The organism is Bacillus sp. FSL W8-1127 (genome assembly GCF_038006725.1).
Lineage (GTDB): Bacteria > Bacillota > Bacilli > Bacillales > DSM-4216 > Bacillus_O > Bacillus_O smithii.
Genome location: NZ_JBBOVU010000001.1, coordinates 2,952,304 through 2,968,125 on the forward strand (window position 1 = coordinate 2,952,304; position 15,822 = coordinate 2,968,125).

General features: G+C 38.1%; 15 protein-coding genes and 1 riboswitch. Of the genes, 4 read left to right on the top strand and 11 right to left on the bottom strand.

Going from position 1 to position 15,822, the window contains the following annotated elements; translation table 11 throughout:
• Nucleotides 1-6 precede the first annotated feature (6 nt).
• The 10 genes from NST12_RS13875 to NST12_RS13920 form a co-directional block, all read right to left on the bottom strand.
• A complete protein-coding gene (locus NST12_RS13875; protein ID WP_341101578.1) occupies nucleotides 7-729 on the bottom strand; it encodes a glycosyltransferase family protein in 723 nt (240 codons plus the stop codon).
• A gap of 57 nt (nucleotides 730-786) precedes the next feature.
• Nucleotides 787-1,362, bottom strand: coding sequence for an HAD family hydrolase (locus NST12_RS13880; protein ID WP_341101580.1), 576 nt, complete (start codon nucleotides 1,360-1,362; stop codon nucleotides 787-789).
• 83 nt (nucleotides 1,363-1,445) lie between these two features.
• Nucleotides 1,446-2,387, bottom strand: coding sequence for an ATP-grasp domain-containing protein (locus tag NST12_RS13885; protein ID WP_341101582.1), 942 nt, complete (start codon nucleotides 2,385-2,387; stop codon nucleotides 1,446-1,448).
• Nucleotides 2,388-2,472: 85 nt separating this feature from the next.
• Entirely contained in the window at nucleotides 2,473-2,919 is a 447-nt protein-coding gene (locus NST12_RS13890) for a tetratricopeptide repeat protein (protein ID WP_341101584.1), read from the bottom strand.
• A 29-nt stretch (nucleotides 2,920-2,948) separates the two neighbouring features.
• Nucleotides 2,949-3,629, bottom strand: a complete 681-nt coding sequence (locus tag NST12_RS13895; protein ID WP_341101585.1) for a glycosyltransferase family 2 protein — start codon at nucleotides 3,627-3,629, stop codon at nucleotides 2,949-2,951.
• Between the two features lie 61 nt (nucleotides 3,630-3,690).
• A complete protein-coding gene (locus tag NST12_RS13900) occupies nucleotides 3,691-4,800 on the bottom strand; it encodes an FkbM family methyltransferase (RefSeq protein ID WP_341101587.1) in 1,110 nt (369 codons plus the stop codon).
• A 111-nt stretch (nucleotides 4,801-4,911) separates the two neighbouring features.
• Nucleotides 4,912-5,883, bottom strand: a complete 972-nt coding sequence (gene pseB, locus NST12_RS13905) for a UDP-N-acetylglucosamine 4,6-dehydratase (inverting) (RefSeq protein ID WP_341101589.1) — start codon at nucleotides 5,881-5,883, stop codon at nucleotides 4,912-4,914.
• Between the two features lie 194 nt (nucleotides 5,884-6,077).
• Complete coding sequence (locus tag NST12_RS13910) at nucleotides 6,078-7,934, bottom strand: motility associated factor glycosyltransferase family protein (protein WP_341101591.1); 1,857 nt, start codon at nucleotides 7,932-7,934, stop codon at nucleotides 6,078-6,080.
• Nucleotides 7,921-8,520, bottom strand: a complete 600-nt coding sequence (locus tag NST12_RS13915) for a hypothetical protein (protein WP_341101595.1) — start codon at nucleotides 8,518-8,520, stop codon at nucleotides 7,921-7,923. Before NST12_RS13915 ends, NST12_RS13910 begins: the two co-directional genes overlap by 14 nt.
• A gap of 185 nt (nucleotides 8,521-8,705) precedes the next feature.
• A complete protein-coding gene (locus tag NST12_RS13920) occupies nucleotides 8,706-9,710 on the bottom strand; it encodes a flagellin N-terminal helical domain-containing protein (protein WP_340396699.1) in 1,005 nt (334 codons plus the stop codon).
• A gap of 245 nt (nucleotides 9,711-9,955) precedes the next feature.
• Here NST12_RS13920 and NST12_RS13925 point away from each other — a divergent pair, with 245 nt between their 5' ends.
• Nucleotides 9,956-10,084 (top strand): putative motility protein, encoded by a 129-nt coding sequence (locus NST12_RS13925; protein ID WP_341102243.1) that lies wholly within the window; start codon nucleotides 9,956-9,958, stop codon nucleotides 10,082-10,084.
• Nucleotides 10,085-10,261: 177 nt separating this feature from the next.
• Entirely contained in the window at nucleotides 10,262-11,719 is a 1,458-nt protein-coding gene (locus tag NST12_RS13930; protein WP_341101597.1) for an MFS transporter, read from the top strand.
• Nucleotides 11,720-11,862: 143 nt separating this feature from the next.
• On the opposite strand, the gene NST12_RS13935 is transcribed toward NST12_RS13930, so the two are convergent.
• A complete protein-coding gene (locus NST12_RS13935) occupies nucleotides 11,863-12,837 on the bottom strand; it encodes a DUF2971 domain-containing protein (RefSeq protein ID WP_341101599.1) in 975 nt (324 codons plus the stop codon).
• Between the two features lie 423 nt (nucleotides 12,838-13,260).
• Between NST12_RS13935 and NST12_RS13940 the strand changes: the two genes are divergently transcribed.
• Together NST12_RS13940 and NST12_RS13945 are read left to right on the top strand one after the other, a co-directional pair.
• Nucleotides 13,261-13,575, top strand: a complete 315-nt coding sequence (locus tag NST12_RS13940) for a hypothetical protein (RefSeq protein WP_327824801.1) — start codon at nucleotides 13,261-13,263, stop codon at nucleotides 13,573-13,575.
• Nucleotides 13,576-13,805: 230 nt separating this feature from the next.
• The gene (locus NST12_RS13945; protein WP_341101601.1) at nucleotides 13,806-15,200 is read left to right on the top strand and encodes an amino acid permease; all 1,395 of its coding nucleotides are present in this window, start codon (nucleotides 13,806-13,808) and stop codon (nucleotides 15,198-15,200) included.
• A gap of 445 nt (nucleotides 15,201-15,645) precedes the next feature.
• Nucleotides 15,646-15,795: riboswitch (cyclic di-AMP (ydaO/yuaA leader) on the top strand.
• Nucleotides 15,796-15,822 lie beyond the last annotated feature (27 nt).

Sequence of the window (15,822 nt, forward strand, 5' to 3'; positions counted from 1 at the left end):
CTTCCCTCAAACAACAGGTTTTTGTTGGACATGTTTATTTAAATTTGCGATTTCAGGATGCTTTAATAAGAAATTAATGACATCAACACTAGAAACCAGTGGGTCTTTAAAATAATCAGCAACCGCTTTGCAAAGAGCGTAATCTTCCTCTGTATCTAGAGTAATTCTTAACTCTGGATGCCGGCGATTAACCGGTACTGAATAAGAAGCACGTTGAAACTCTTCTTTAAATTCATAAGCATAATAGGTTACGTGTTCGCGGTGGCGAGGTTCATGACCATGTCGATGAATATACTGCAAAGCCTGATAAGAGATCAATTCAACAGCCAGTCCCCTTGGTAATTCCCCATCTAAATCAATAATATCGACTTTTTCCTGCTCCATTAGTTTGACAATCTCATTAGCCATTTCAAAATCAACAAATGGACAATCTGCCGTAACACGCATCACATAGTCAGGTTCATAAACTTTAGCACATTGGACGTAACGGTCTAACACATCTTCTTCTGAACCTCGAAAAAATGAAACTCCATGACGCTTACACCAATCTTCTACTCTCCCGTCTTGAGGCAAAGTAGAAGTCGCAACAATGACATCACTCACGCCTTTTATTTTTTTGCAACGTTCTACTACATATGTAAGAACATCATGCTCGCCCAATGGTTTTAAAATTTTTCCAGGCAAACGGGAAGAACCCATTCGTGCTTGAATGATGATAATATTTTTCATACAACCACTTCCAAATATTTCTTGTAATATGATCTCAGATTATTAAAAATACCATTTTTATTCATTTAACACATCTTTTAGTTGTATTAAAGATTCAATACGGATATCTGCTTCGTATTCTTTTGGCATTTCTATAGATCGATACTGCCCTGTCATTACCCGAATCGTTTTAAACCCAAGAGGCTTGATACCTACAAAATCTTTTTTAGGGTTATCTCCAATATAGACAACGTCATGTGGGTTAACCCTTTCCCTCTTTACTATATGCATAAAACAATATGGAGAAGGTTTAGCATTATGAATACCATATCGATGAGTCACATAGCAGTGTTTCATTTTTTCATATAGATGAAGTGCTTCCAGTTTATTGTGCTGAACGATTTTGTTTCCGTCTGTCACAATATATAGGGGACGATCTTTAAGTTGTTCAAGACATGCTATCGTTGTTTCAGGAAGCACAATATTCGGTTTATGCATTCGATAGACAGATATACATTTTCGCACCATTGTTTTAGAGTAAGCACCAAAGTGATGTAATAAATCATCAAAAATGGCTCCGCGACCATTTGTTTGTAAGCGCGTCCACATCCATTCGAATAATTCTTCTTCACCTATGTTAATTATATTACGCAAAAAAGCGGCTACTGCTCAAAAACCGCTTCTCACAAACGTTAGTTCATCATATAGTGTATCATCAAGATCGAATACAACTACTTTCATATTATCATATCCTTAGCATACCGAATTAATGTTAACTCTCGAACACTCCTATTAAACGGATAAGCATCAAGATTCTCCCCTAATGATTCAAGAAGAAACCAATAAAAACTATCCAAACCAGCTGCAACACTTAATGTAGACGCACCGCCAAAGCGAGGATTACATTCCACTATGTTAGGGGTTCCCTTTTTATCGACTATGACTTGAAACATCACATGTCCATAGAGCTCAAAAGATTCAGCTACTTTCTTACCAAGCTCTTCAAGTTCAAGATTTCTTACCGTTTGTGTAATTTGAGACTCTCCTCCAACAACAAGAACACGCTTCCTTGCAATTACTCCTTTGCTTTTTCCATTTTTGTCAACATAAACATCAATACTATATTCTTTCCCATCAATAAAAGGTTGATAAATTGGTGAATTTAGCAATTTTGAACGACAAACTGCCTCTTCCTTGGAAACATTAACAGCAATATTTTTAGAGCCTGATCCAAAACATTCTTTTACAACAAAAGAATCTGCACAAATAGCATCTATACTTTCAGAAGTGTAAATCATTGGGAAGCCTAGCTTTTTTCCTTCTTTAAAAAATATTAATTTATTTAAAGTTTTTTCTAAAGAAGAAAGGTTAGAAACCATAATTTTGATACCGTTATTTTTAAAAAAATGTTCATTTCGAGCAAAATACAAAAGTTCATCGTTACGCGTAGGAATAATAGCAAAGATATTATGAGAATGACAGTATTCCACAATTTCATTGATTGACAGCTCTTGAAGCAAGGGCATATGCCAAAAATAGTCTACAAAATATCGGCCGATACACTGCTTATTTACATCCCCCCCAAACAATTTCCCTTCTTTATTTAGACGATTCATAGCATCTTTAACTAACAGAATTAATGGCACTTTTCCGGAAATACTAGTGATAAGAACGTTCATGAAAAACCCTCATTTTATTTTTATCAAGATATTTAATCGTCGTTCCAACCGTACAGTTTTTGCTTACTATTTATCATTTAATCCTTTATTGTTGACTATAAGAAATTAATTTAGAACGCAGCTTTCTCCATGTAAACCTCACAGACTCCAAAGTATAAGGAGCTTTCATCTGTAAATTGTAATTTGCATCAAAATAATTAGGATATAACTCAATAGCTTTCAGTAAGAACATTTTTCCATCCTTTATTTTTCCATTAATTAAATTTATTGCTCCTAAGTTATTCAATGAAGCCCCATCATTCGGACTAATATTAATGACATTTATAAAAGAGCGTTCAGCCTCTAGAAGGTCTTTCATTTTTAAAAAATAAATTCCTTTTAAAAATGAAATCATCTCATTATCTTTATCATCTTCTAATTTTATTAAAATTCTATATCCCTCTTGCCATTTTTCTAAGCGGAAAAGAAGAGAAACATAATCACATGCATTTTGAGTATAAGATAAAGATCTTCTAAATATAGCATCTCTCATCTTTTCTAAAGAATAAGAAGATAGAACTTTTATTTCATCTTCGACAGACTAGCAGATAAATTATTAGAATGTCTTCTAATGTCAACTAAGTATTTATCGATATGTGCTATTCCACTATGTTCACTTATACGCAGCCATAAATCCCAATCTTCAGAATAACGATAATTTGTATTAAAACCACCGACTCGTCGAAGCAATTCTCGACTAGCTAGCACACCACTTGTGGTAGCAATCGTATTTCTCAATAGCAGAAAACCGAGAGCTTCTTCTTTTTTATACTGACGACCGAATTGTAACTCATCAACAACTACTCCATTCTCATCGATATGACGATAGTTCGGATGAACAAGAAAATATTCTTTTTCATTGCTTTTTTTATTTAAATCATCCAAATATGTTTCGAGTTCTTCCACTAACGTTGGATGGGCAATATCATCAGAATCCATAAACAAAATCCATTCGCAGTTTGATTGCTCAACTCCAACATTCCGTGCATGCGCAGCACCAAAATTTTCCTCTAATTGAATAAGTTTTAATTTTTTGTTTTTCTTTATCATTTTATTAACTACCTGTACTGTACTATCTTGACTACAATCATCAACAATAATTATTTTATCAAGTGGTCTTGTCTGATTTAAAAGACTATTAATCGTTTGTTCAATATATAATTCTGAGTTAAAAGATGGAATAACCGCGCAAATAGACGTCATTCTTTATCACCATTAGATATTTTTATAGTGTTTTTTTAACAAATATAGTTCTAAAATAGTGTTATTTTTTCCCTATAGGAATTGCATATAATACTGTTTCAGTAACATCTTTACTATGGTGACCTACATAAAACTCATAATTTGCATTAAATTCTTTAATTAATAAAGGTACTTCCCAGAAATGAGTAATATCATGATAAATACATATGGCTAAATAAGGGTTATACTCGCTTATAATATGTTTTGAACCCTTTAACGCCTGTAATTCAGCTCCTTCAATATCCATTTTAATAAAAGTAGGATTATGTAAAGGTATTGAAGAAAAATATTCATCTAAAGAAATAACTTTAATAGAGATATTACCATTATTTTCTATTTTATCTAATCCTTTCTCTCTAGTATTTGAAAAATATAATTCTGTACTATCTGACCATACACCCATTTTTTCTATTACAATATTTTTTTGATAAATTTTTTTGACATTTTTATCTAACTTTCTAAAAACTGACGGAGAGGGTTCAAATCCATAAATTAAAGATTCACTTTCAGCTAAAAAATTAGAGAATAGCGTGATAGTATCACCGTCAAAAGCTCCACAATCAATGATATACTTATACCTTTGACTAGAAATTAGAGGACAAAGATACTGTCTATATAAAGACGTTTTTATAACGTTAAAATCTCCTGTAATTCTATGTAATAACATGCTCATAAAGATTTTTTTAGATTCTTCATCTGATAACATTGAATAAACTTCTTCAATTTTATTTTTGTTATCTATTATTTCATTTAAAACATTGTATGGACGTTCAGCATCTAGTTTAATAATATCAACAGGAATATAAAAATAATTCTGGAACCCCATTTTATTCAATTGTTCCATTATTTGTCCATACCATTTACTAGCAATACCAATCAAAAAAGATTTGATTCTTAAATTCTTTAATTCCATTGGTGAAATTATTGGGATATCGTCAATAAATTTTCCCCATTTATTTTCATCGTTATCACAATATAGAATTATTTTCTTGCCCTTTTCCTCTAGAAATTTTTTAGCTATAAGTCCTCCTTGACTAGCTCCAAAAATAATTATTTCTTGATTTAGACGCCTAATTTTACTGTCAAAAGGAACAGCTTTTTCTAAATCTGAAATACTTACGTCATTATTCATCTTTTTTTTCCTTTCAAAGTTAATATAGTTTTTTAAAATTCGTGGTGTGCTCAAAAACAATCAATATATATTAAGAATAAAGACGTATTTTCTTATTTTTAAATGAAAAAATTAAAATTCCTCAACTAATGTCCGTAATTCCTCAACCGTCAACCATTCCGTGTTCGTATCACTCGTATATTTAAATCCTTCTGGTAAATTTTTACCCTGTTTCACATATTCTTGCGGGCACCAAGAAAATTCAGGGACAATGACATAATAACGATCAAACTCGACAGTATGTCTTGAGTCGTCTTCCGTAATCATCGTTTCATGCAGTTTTTCTCCCGGACGGATGCCGACGATCTCGATTTCAGCATCCGGTGCGATCGCTTTGGCCAGATCGACAATTTTCATGCTGGGGATTTTCGGAACAAAAATTTCCCCGCCCTTCATTCGTGCAAGGGAATCAATGACAAACTGAACACCTTGATCAAGGGAAATCCAGAATCGGGTCATGCGTTCATCTGTCACCGGTAGTTTCCCCGTTTTTGCCATCTTCTTAAAAAACGGAATGACGCTGCCTCGGCTGCCGACCACATTCCCGTAGCGGACGACCGCAAAGCGGGTATCTTTGTCTCCCACATAAGAGTTGGCCGCTACAAATAATTTGTCTGAAGCTAATTTGGTGGCACCATACAAATTAATGGGGGCAGCTGCTTTATCAGTACTCAAAGCAATCACCCGTTTAACACCGCGGTCGATAGCGGCTTCAATAATATTTTCAGCTCCGTAAATGTTTGTTTTTACCGCTTCAAACGGGTTGTATTCACAGGCCGGTACTTGTTTCATTGCCGCCGCGTGAACCACAACATCCACTCCGTCAAAAGCGCGGTATAGGCGGTCTTTGTCCCGAACATCTCCAATAAAAAATCGGATTCTTGGATCTTTATACTCCTGAGACATTTCAAATTGCTTTAATTCATCTCTGCTGAAGACGATGACTTTCTTCACATTATACTCTAATACTTTTTTGACAAACTTTTTGCCAAAAGAACCTGTTCCACCCGTAACAAGAACGTTTTTTCCATTCAAACTAAACATGATACTGTACCCTCTCTAAGTAGTCTTGTTTTGCTTTAAAAGTATCGAATAGTCCATCGCTGTAAAAAACTATGGAAGATATTTCACATAATATAAAATTCAATGTACATAATCTCATATTTTGGTTGATCAAAAAACATAGATTAAACCATTATAGAAAAGGAGAAAACTTCAAAACTGGACATTGTAATATTTTAAATTTCACTTTCAATAAAATCTTTTAGCTCTTTATAGTATGGTTTCACAAATTGAACATGCGCCTGGCAATCCGCAATAAACCTGTTGGTTTGTTGAACAATAATTTTAGCCTTTTCCACCGCATTTTTGTGAAAACGAATCATTTGAAATGTTTCTTCGAGCCGTTTATTTTGGACTTTCATCATCGGGTGAATAAAGATTTTATAAAATACATTTTTAGTTAATTTTCCAAAGGCTTTATCAAATTTTTTGAACTCATTTTCCAAGTTCTTTTGAGAATTCAATTTTGTTAATCGATCTAAATTGTTCAATACTTCATAAAGGTTTGAGAAATTTTTTTCCAAATTAAGGAATTCTTGTTCCGCTTTTTTAATGTGAATGGATAGATCTTTTTTTTCATATTGATTGGTAGTTTTATACCAGTCGTTTTTTACCGACTTACTCGTTAAGTATTGCTGCATCACTTGATCCAATTCGATAAATTCTGTCCCTTCTATATGTGCTCCTCCTTTTGTTGTGTTAATGACCTTTACTCGTGGATGAGACTGAATAAATAGTTCTAGTTGACGGCGCATTTGATTAAATCCTTCGTTTGTAGGTACTTCTTCCCCATAAACATTTTTCACAGTTGGTAAATTCTTTAGTTTATCATCTGAAATAAATTCTGAACCATTTCCATAACTGATTCCTTCAGCATAATGGCGATTTTGTAAATAAGCTAAATTTTGCCCAACTAAAATGATAGGACTTGCTCTTAGTCTACATAACAGTTCAAAAGTTACAACTGCTATAGAAGGGGCATCATGCAATATTTCTAAATTTTTACTCTCATTACTGTGTAAAAAATAAGAAGAAATGGTATCTTGATTAATCAACATATGCAGCATGGGACCGGGATAGTTTTCTAACGTTTCATATCCGACTGTACTTCCGAATATTAGCGGAATTTCCGTAATTCCTTTATCTTTTATGATTTGGATAACGCGATAATTGTGAGCCTGCGGGTCATACGTACACGCCGCATCTGGATAAATATCATGACTGATCAAAGCGTTAATAGCCGACCCAACTGAAAAAATGTAGGCTAATCCATGTTCTTTAATATATCTTAAGTTTTCAAATTCCTCCGAAAGAGAAGGACCTGCTGACACAATAATAGCTGGTTTGTCTTTAAAAATCGATGGATTGACATCATGTAAAATATTGGGTGTTTTCATCACGTATGGAAAATTTTTAATTGAGTTGATCGTCCATCGCTTTTGAAACGCTGCATTCGTTGCTACATTAGTTCTTTCATGTAACAATTGTTCTTTCAATGCCTTCATAATAAACGTTAATTCATTCACGTAAATTGTTTCATAAGCCGTTAGAGGAATCACGAGTATATTTTTCCCGTTATTCAACAATTTTTGAATCTCGATTGTTAATTGCTGCTTGTCAGTTCCAGTAAAAATAGACTGTACATTTTTTAAAGGCCAATCCTTTATGTTGATGTGCGTAAAAAATTGAACCAACACTTCTGGATTTGGTTCATAAATAGAAAATTTCATAGCTGGATATTGATTGGCGAATTGTTTTATATGGTACCCTAGCCCAATTCCTACAAAAAGAACTTGTTCATATTGCTCAACATTTGTCCATTTTTCAATCAGCCTTGCTGCTTCATGTTCCGGATCGTATTTGCTGTGAAGATAACGAATTTTGTCATTCCATTTTATTTTCATCGTCAAAGAGCCTTTTTTGGTCGGCTCCACTATAACTTGATCGCTCACTTGCGATTCCAGCGGCAACAATTTCTGAAACAATTCTCGATGGTACAAATTTAAATACGTACGATTATCAACTAATATCATAGCGATATCCCTCTTGATCTATCGTTATTCCAATTTCTTTTTCCAGTTTTTCCAATAGTGGAAGCAGTTCGTATTGAATCGTATCGGCAATTAACACTTCATCTTGATTTTCCAACGCTTCTTGCAAAGTTTCTAAATGTTCCTTCATCGCCCCCGCTATGATTAAATATTGATCCCAATTTATAGGACGCTGCTTTGTTCCATCAATTACTGCAATCATTTGATTCAGCCACTCCAGGCCTTCGAGAAAAGCGACGAATCGATTCCATGTAAATTTATCTGCATGGTTGTAAAAATCATCAACTAAAGGTGGTAGTTCCGGTTTTGCTCTTTGGATATACTCACTTGCAGAAAGGAGAATGTCATTAATAAACTGTTTCACTGTTTTCAGAACAATCTCCAACTCACTGATGCCCGTAAGATGATCTTCTAAAAATAATTCATGATTCTCATAGATTTCTTTTCCATCCGCAATGAAATGGCTAAAAAAGTAGTGATCATTCGTTTCGGCATTGATTTTTTCTATCACATCATTAACACTTGGTTGATCCAATTCCCACGTTTTATTATTTATTTTTATAATCATAATTGTCCTCCGACTTACTATCATAAAAAGAACTTTCCTACTTAATATTATCGGACATTAAAAAGGAAAATTGAGTGATAGTTTTTGTGAAAATAAGATTGAAGATTTATCAAAAGAGGGTAGAAGTGAGAAATGAAAGATAAAAAGTGATCTTCCCCAAAGAGAAGACCACTTATTCATTCCAATTAACGAAGAAGTTGAAGCACTCCTTGCGGTTGTTGATTCGCTTGAGCCAACATAGCTTGTGCAGCTTGAGCAAGAATGGACGCTTTTGTTTGTTCCATCATTTCTTTTGCCATATCAACGTCACGAATACGAGATTCAGCAGCTGTTAAGTTTTCAGAAGATGTACTTAAGTTATTAATGGTATGTTCTAAACGGTTTTGAGTAGCACCAAGTTTAGAACGTTCCGCAGAAACTTTTTCTATCGCTTTGTCAATTATTGTAATAGCATCATCAGCTTCAGATTGGGAAGAGATTTTGATACCCACTTCAACACTTGAACCAGAAGATAATTTATTATCGCTAGCAAAGACAAGTTTAGACAAAGAACTGGAATCTCCACTTGTATAGAATCCAGCTACTCCCGTACTAGCATCTCCACCACTTACCCATTGAGCAATTACACTTGTACCTGACATCAGTAAATTCGCAGCACCGGAATTTTTCACTGTATATTCAGTACCTACTTTAAGAGCCTCTGCACGCATATCATTAATAGAAATAGAAAGGTTTTGACCTGAGTTAGCACCGATTTGGAAAGTACCTGTGAAATTTCCATCTAATAATTTTTTCGTGTTAAATTCTGTGTTATTTCCGATACGAGTAATTTCATTAGCAAGCTGGTTTACCTCTTTTTGAAGTTCTTGACGGTCTGTGTCAGTGTTCGTATCGTTAGCAGCTTGAACGGCCAATTCACGCATACGTTGTAAAATGCTATGAGTTTCGTTTAATGCACCTTCAGCGGTTTGAATTAAAGAAATACCGTCTTGAGCGTTACGAGATGCTTGGTCTAACCCACGAATTTGCGCACGCATTTTCTCAGAGATGGCCAGACCAGCGGCGTCGTCTCCTGCACGGTTGATACGAAGACCGGAAGATAATTTTTCCATGGATTTGCTTTGTGCATTCGTTGCAATGTTCAATCTGTTCAACGTATTTAACGCTGCGATATTGTGGTTGATAATCACGTTCTTTTCCTCCTTGAATTGGTTTTGGTTCACATCCGTGTGAAGTTGAGGACAATAGGTCGGCCGCCCTATTTCCTCGTTCATGTTTTATATCGGCAAGGGAGGAAATTGTTTTAATAGATTTGAAAAAATTTTTTGGGTGTTATGGTAAAATGAGCAAAATTTGTATGAGAGGAGGATATTCTATGGATATTGCCGCGTTATCGGTTGGCTTACATCAAATCCAGCTGTAGCAAAGCGTCGGGATTGCCCTGACACGGAAAGCGATGGATACGGTTCAGATTCAAAGCCAAGAAATGATCAACATGATTCAGCAATCAGCCGTTCCCGCTCCCCATCCGACATCCGGACATAAGATTGATGTAAGTATTTAACTTAAAAAATCCGACAGCCGAGCTGCCGGATTTTTTAATATCATCTTTTCTGTATCTTCTATGCCCATCAGTTGATATTTCCTTTCCATTTGTGATATTTTTACATAAAATTAAGGACGATTTTTTCATAAAAATGCTTGATTCCGTTTTTCATTCTCAGGTGGAGAGGGTTTTTATATGGAAGAAAACAGACACGGCAGTCCGGCAGCAGGGCAAGCGGCTTCGTCGAAAAGGCGCTGGTGGATTTTGGCGACGGTGTCGGTCGGGACGTTTATGGCCACATTGGATGGCAGCATCGCCAATGTGGCGCTGCCGTCGATTGCCCGCGACACTCATACGTCCATGGGAGATGTGCAGTGGGTGTTAAACGCGTATCTGCTGACGATTTGCGCCCTTTTGCCCGTTGTGGGGAAAATTTCCGACATGGTGGGACGTACGCGGATTTATAATTACGGGTTTTTGATCTTTACGCTGGGGTCGTTATGGTGCGGACTTTCTCATTCGCTAACCGGATTGATACTGGCCCGGATCGTTCAAGCGATCGGTGCGGCCTGTATGATGGCGAACAACCAAGCGATTGTATCGGTGACATTTGCCAGCGGAGGACGCGGCCGGGCAATGGGGATTACAGGAGCGATGGTGTCGATCGGATCGCTGACGGGTCCGGGGATCGGCGGGATTTTAATCGGCCATTTTGGCTGGCCGGCGATCTTTTTCGTGAACATTCCCATTGGGATCATCGGCTTTATTGCCGGCTGGTTTATTTTGCCCCGCTCAAAAAGAAACAGCCATCAAGAACCTTTCGATTATACGGGCTCGGTTTTGTTTATGATCGGAATGGTCGCCTTCTTGTACACGGCCTCTAAAGGCGAAGAATGGGGCTGGGGGTCCAACAGAACGCTTTCGCTCGGGCTTTTGGCGATCATTTTCTTATTTGCGTTTTTCATTTGGGAACGAAAAACTCGCTTTCCGATGCTTGACTTTTCTCTGTACCGGATTCGCGCGTTCCGTATCGGCAATATCACGGCGTTATTGTCGTTTGTTGCCCTTTTCTGCTCGAACGTAATGATGCCATTTTACTTGCAAAACATTCTCGGATTCTCTCCGGAAAAAACCGGTTATGCGATGATGGTTTACCCGATGGTGATGGCGGTTGTCGCTCCGTTTGCGGGCTGGCTTTCCGATAAAATCGGGTCGTCATATTTAACGACCGGAGGATTGCTTTTGAATGCGATTGGGTTCGCACTGTTAAATACGTTGTCAATGAAAGAAAGCATGTGGATCGTGGCTTTGCACTTAGCGATTTTCGGGCTTGGCCACGGTTTCTTCCAGTCGCCGAACAATTCCAGCGTGATGGGCGCCGTTCCGCGTCCGCAGCTGGGAACGGCGGGAGGGCTGAATGCGCTTGTCCGCAATGTCGGAATGGTTTTAGGCGTTTCGTTCTCCGTCACTTTGCTGACGTTCCGCATGAATCAGCTGAGCGGCCATTCAGGGCAAGTTTCCGCTCACGAAAGCGACCCTGCTTTGATGATGCAAGCACTTCATACCGTCTTCTGGGCGGCGTTTGCGATTTGCTTAATCGGCGTTATGCTTTCCTCTTTGCGCCTGAAAAAACAACCCCAGTCTTCTGATTAAAACCGTCCTTCTCCGACATTCACACACGTTTGTCGGAGAGGTTTTTAATTGGCTGGATTTTTGCCGTCGAATGTGAATAAAGAAAGATAGGAGCACCCGTCTGAAATGTAAAAATGGCCGACCGGTACATTCTCATTCCCGTTTTAGTATCGAAGCGAGACGACCGATTTGCTGACGGTGATGTTCTCCAATGGATACCCTCTGCTCCGCAAATAGTATTCCACGCCGTTTTTGGCAATATCGATATTATTTTTAGGGCCGATGGTGACATGCCTCACCGGCAGCTTTTCTTTCAATTCAATCGAAATATAAGGAATGATAATGCCGTTTGCCGAACGAAATAAGACTTTGCCATCGCCGGTATTTGCTTTTCTTCTGCGTGTAAAAGCGATGCGGTATTCTTCTTCGTTTTTGAAAGCTTCATGTTTGAAAAAAATCGAACAGGATGTAATGATTTCCGTAAAATAAGCCGGCAATTTGGCAACCATTTCATCATCGTCTAACTGCCTGCGGTGCTGCAGGAGGAATTCAAACGATCGGATCAATGAATGAAGGAGAGTCTGTTCTTGCTTTTCTTTTTCGTACAGAACATTTCCATAGACAACGCTGAATTCCTGTCCCATGTTTTCCGAAAGGCGGTTGATTTCAGACAGCAATTTGTCGTAAGAAAAGCCGATGTTGTAGCCGTCTCCCCCCGAGTAGTTGTACCAGAGGGTTAACGAATCTTGATTGGGGGTCAAAGACAATACGTACACTTCCAAATGATCCAAATGAATCTCATGCAAAAATTTAGAAAGAGCCCATCTCATTTTTCCCACAAATCGATTCCGGCATTTCAAAAGTTCCACGTCATTTCCGTACTTTTGGTTGATGTGTTGTTCAAATAATTCAAGCACATGGCGGGCAATATGATGAATATAGACCAGCTCGCCCGAATCGTTTAAGAAATTTCCTTTGGACATCCAGATGCTTCTGTTGTCAATCATTCCCATGAAACTATCCAAATTGGTGTAGTGGTAGAGAATATCATGGGGACGTTCCGTTTGCCCTATGGCTCTTCCCATGTGCTTCCAAAACAGCGATTGCAGCTGCTGCATGAATGAGTCTTGTTCTGCCATCCCATCACTCCCCGATCATATTCACGATGTCCATGTTTCTTTTACTTCAACCACTTCTTCTCTTCTTTTTCCCAAAATCCCGAAAGACAAACCTGCCTTCGAATGGCGCCTTGACTCCAACATTATAGCCATCCGTTAAAGCGAAAAAGCCGAATTCCCTTTCCGCTTGAAAAAGAATCCGGCCTTACGTTTTTTACTATTCTTATGATGGATTGTCCGTACTTATCCCTTTTTTCTTTCCGTTCATTTTTTAGCTATTATCAATGATGAAAATCGCCAAAAATCCATTTTTCCAATGGAATATAACGAGTTCCATTAGCCTAAGCGTAACAGAATTTCATGTGGATCTTTCCTCATTCGCCAAAATCCGATACACTTTTCATAAATGCAGTGGACGCAAAGAAAGAAGGAGGAAACAAGTTCATGATTTTCATTTTATATGCAAGCCTTATTCTTTTTATCGGAGTTCTGATCTTTTTGGACCGCGTTGCCGTTAAAACATACCGCTCCGCCCGGCCGAAAGTCGAACACATTCAAGGGACGATCAAACGTATGCAAGAGCAAACCGATCTTATCAAAGAGGAAGCCATCAAACTTTCTGAATATCAGCGTCAAATGCTGGAAAAGATCGAAGACACCAGGAATTCATTGGAAACTGCTGCAACAGCGGCGAAGCAAACGCCGGAAATGGTGAAAGAATTCTTTAGCGCCCTCTACACTCAAAGAAAAAAGAGTTAAGCTGACCAAATTCATCTTTTACAACTGATGATCTCCCAGCTTTTCGGATGTCGATCCACGCGGCATCCTTTTTTAAATAAAATAATTTTTCATTAAATTTTTCTTTTTTTGTTTTTCAATCGCTTTCATTAATGCTTCCATCTTGACTTCGACATCGTACGACATTATACTCAAAAAGTAGCAATATTGAGATTTCTGAAAATTCAACTATTTTTTAATAGGAGGACATCATGAGTACACTATTTCGAAAAAAATCGATCGATGAGATGCTTATGCAGAGCCGGAAGAAAGAGTTGAAGAGATCGCTTGGATTGCTGGACTTGATCTTTCTCGGCGTCGGCTGTGTAATTGGAACAGGCATTTTTGTAGTAACGGGAGTTGTGGCAGCTCAAAGCGCAGGTCCCGCTATTATCCTTTCCTTTATCCTTGCCGGAATCGCCTGCGCGTTGGCTGCCTTTTGCTATGCCGAATTTTCATCGGCTGTGCCGATTTCCGGAAGTGTTTATACGTACACATATGCGACACTTGGCGAAATTTTCGCCTTTTTGATCGGCTGGGACTTAATGTTGGAGTACGTGCTGGCCATTTCAGCAGTCGCAACAGGCTGGTCGGCTTATTTTCAATCGCTTATTGAGGGATTTGGTATAAAAATACCCGCCATTCTTTCTTCAGCTCCCGGTTCCGGACATGGCGGAGCAGTAAATTTACCGGCAATTCTGATTATTTTGTTAATTACAGCTTTAGTCAGTAAAGGAGTAAAAGAAAGCACTCGTTTCAACAATATTATGGTGCTTGTGAAGCTTGCCGTGATCCTCGCTTTTATCGTTGCGGGCGCTGGCTATGTAAAGCCGGATAATTGGACACCGTTTATGCCATTCGGTTTTAGCGGAGTCGTCACGAGTGCAGCGACGGTTTTCTTTGCTTATATCGGTTTTGATGTGATTGCCACTGCTTCCGAGGAAGTGAAACGTCCGCAGCGGGATATGCCTATTGGAATTATCGCTTCCTTAGCCATTTGTACGATCTTATATATTGGTGTTTCTCTTGTTCTAACGGGAATGATCCCTTATACAAAACTGAATGTCGCCGACCCGGTTGCCTTTGCTCTTAAATTTGTCGGTCAAGACCGGTTGGCCGGGATTATATCTGTAGGCGCCGTTGCCGGAATCACTACTGTTCTGCTCGCTTTGATTTACGCACAAGTCCGGCTTTCTTATGCGATGAGCCGTGACGGTCTGCTTCCAAAAGTGCTTGGTCGTGTTCACCCAACTTACAAAACGCCGTTTGTCAACACTTGGATCACAGGAATTATCGCTGCCTTTATTGCAGGATTCGTGGATTTAACTACTCTTGCCCATCTTGTCAATATGGGAACGCTTGCCGCCTTTTCGTTAATTTCCATTTCGATTATCGTATTACGGAAAAAATATCCTGACTTAAAACCTTCATTCAGCGTTCCATTTGTTCCTGTGCTTCCGGCTATCAGTGCTCTGATCTGTATTTACTTGTCACTTAGCTTGCCAAAAGTCACTTGGATTTCTTTTCTCATTTGGCTGGCGTTCGGAACGATTGTTTACTTTATCTACGCCAGAAAGCATAGCCATTTATCCAGCCCTCGACAATAATGATGTATGTGTTCTGTTGCACTAGTGCTTATGCTTATCCTTGTCCGACAGATTCTTCCAATCAAGAAGATTGTGTGGTTCTTTCTTTGATTCCTTCTTCAAGGCGAGCCAAATTTTCTCAATGGAATACGGAACTTTTTTCAATAAAATAGAAGACACCTTATCGAAGCAGCTGAGACTCGCTTCCGGAAAAGAATGGCCCCTTCAAACTTTCTTGCAATATATGGAAAAACGGTCCGTTTTTTCTATACTGTAAAGTTTGGAGAGGCTATTTTTTTACATTGAACCAGATAGTCCTTAAGAAAAAGCGAATGCGAAAGATAACACATATTGTAAGCGCTTTAACAATGATAAATGATTGTTTTTCTTCATTTTTTTCCCTTTACATTCTCACTCTTCCAGGATTAAGATATGAACATTCTAAAAATAATAAAGTTAATCCAAGCATCTTTTATCGCTTAATTCATGATGATGAAGCGGGGGAAACCAATCGCGGCCTTATGGGCTGCATGGGGTGAATCCTAATATTTAGGAGGGGTGACTCTTTCCACCCTAATCCGACAGCTAACCTCGTAGGCGTTTGAAAAGAGGAGATGTCTCTTTGCCTATGCTCTTTAGTGCC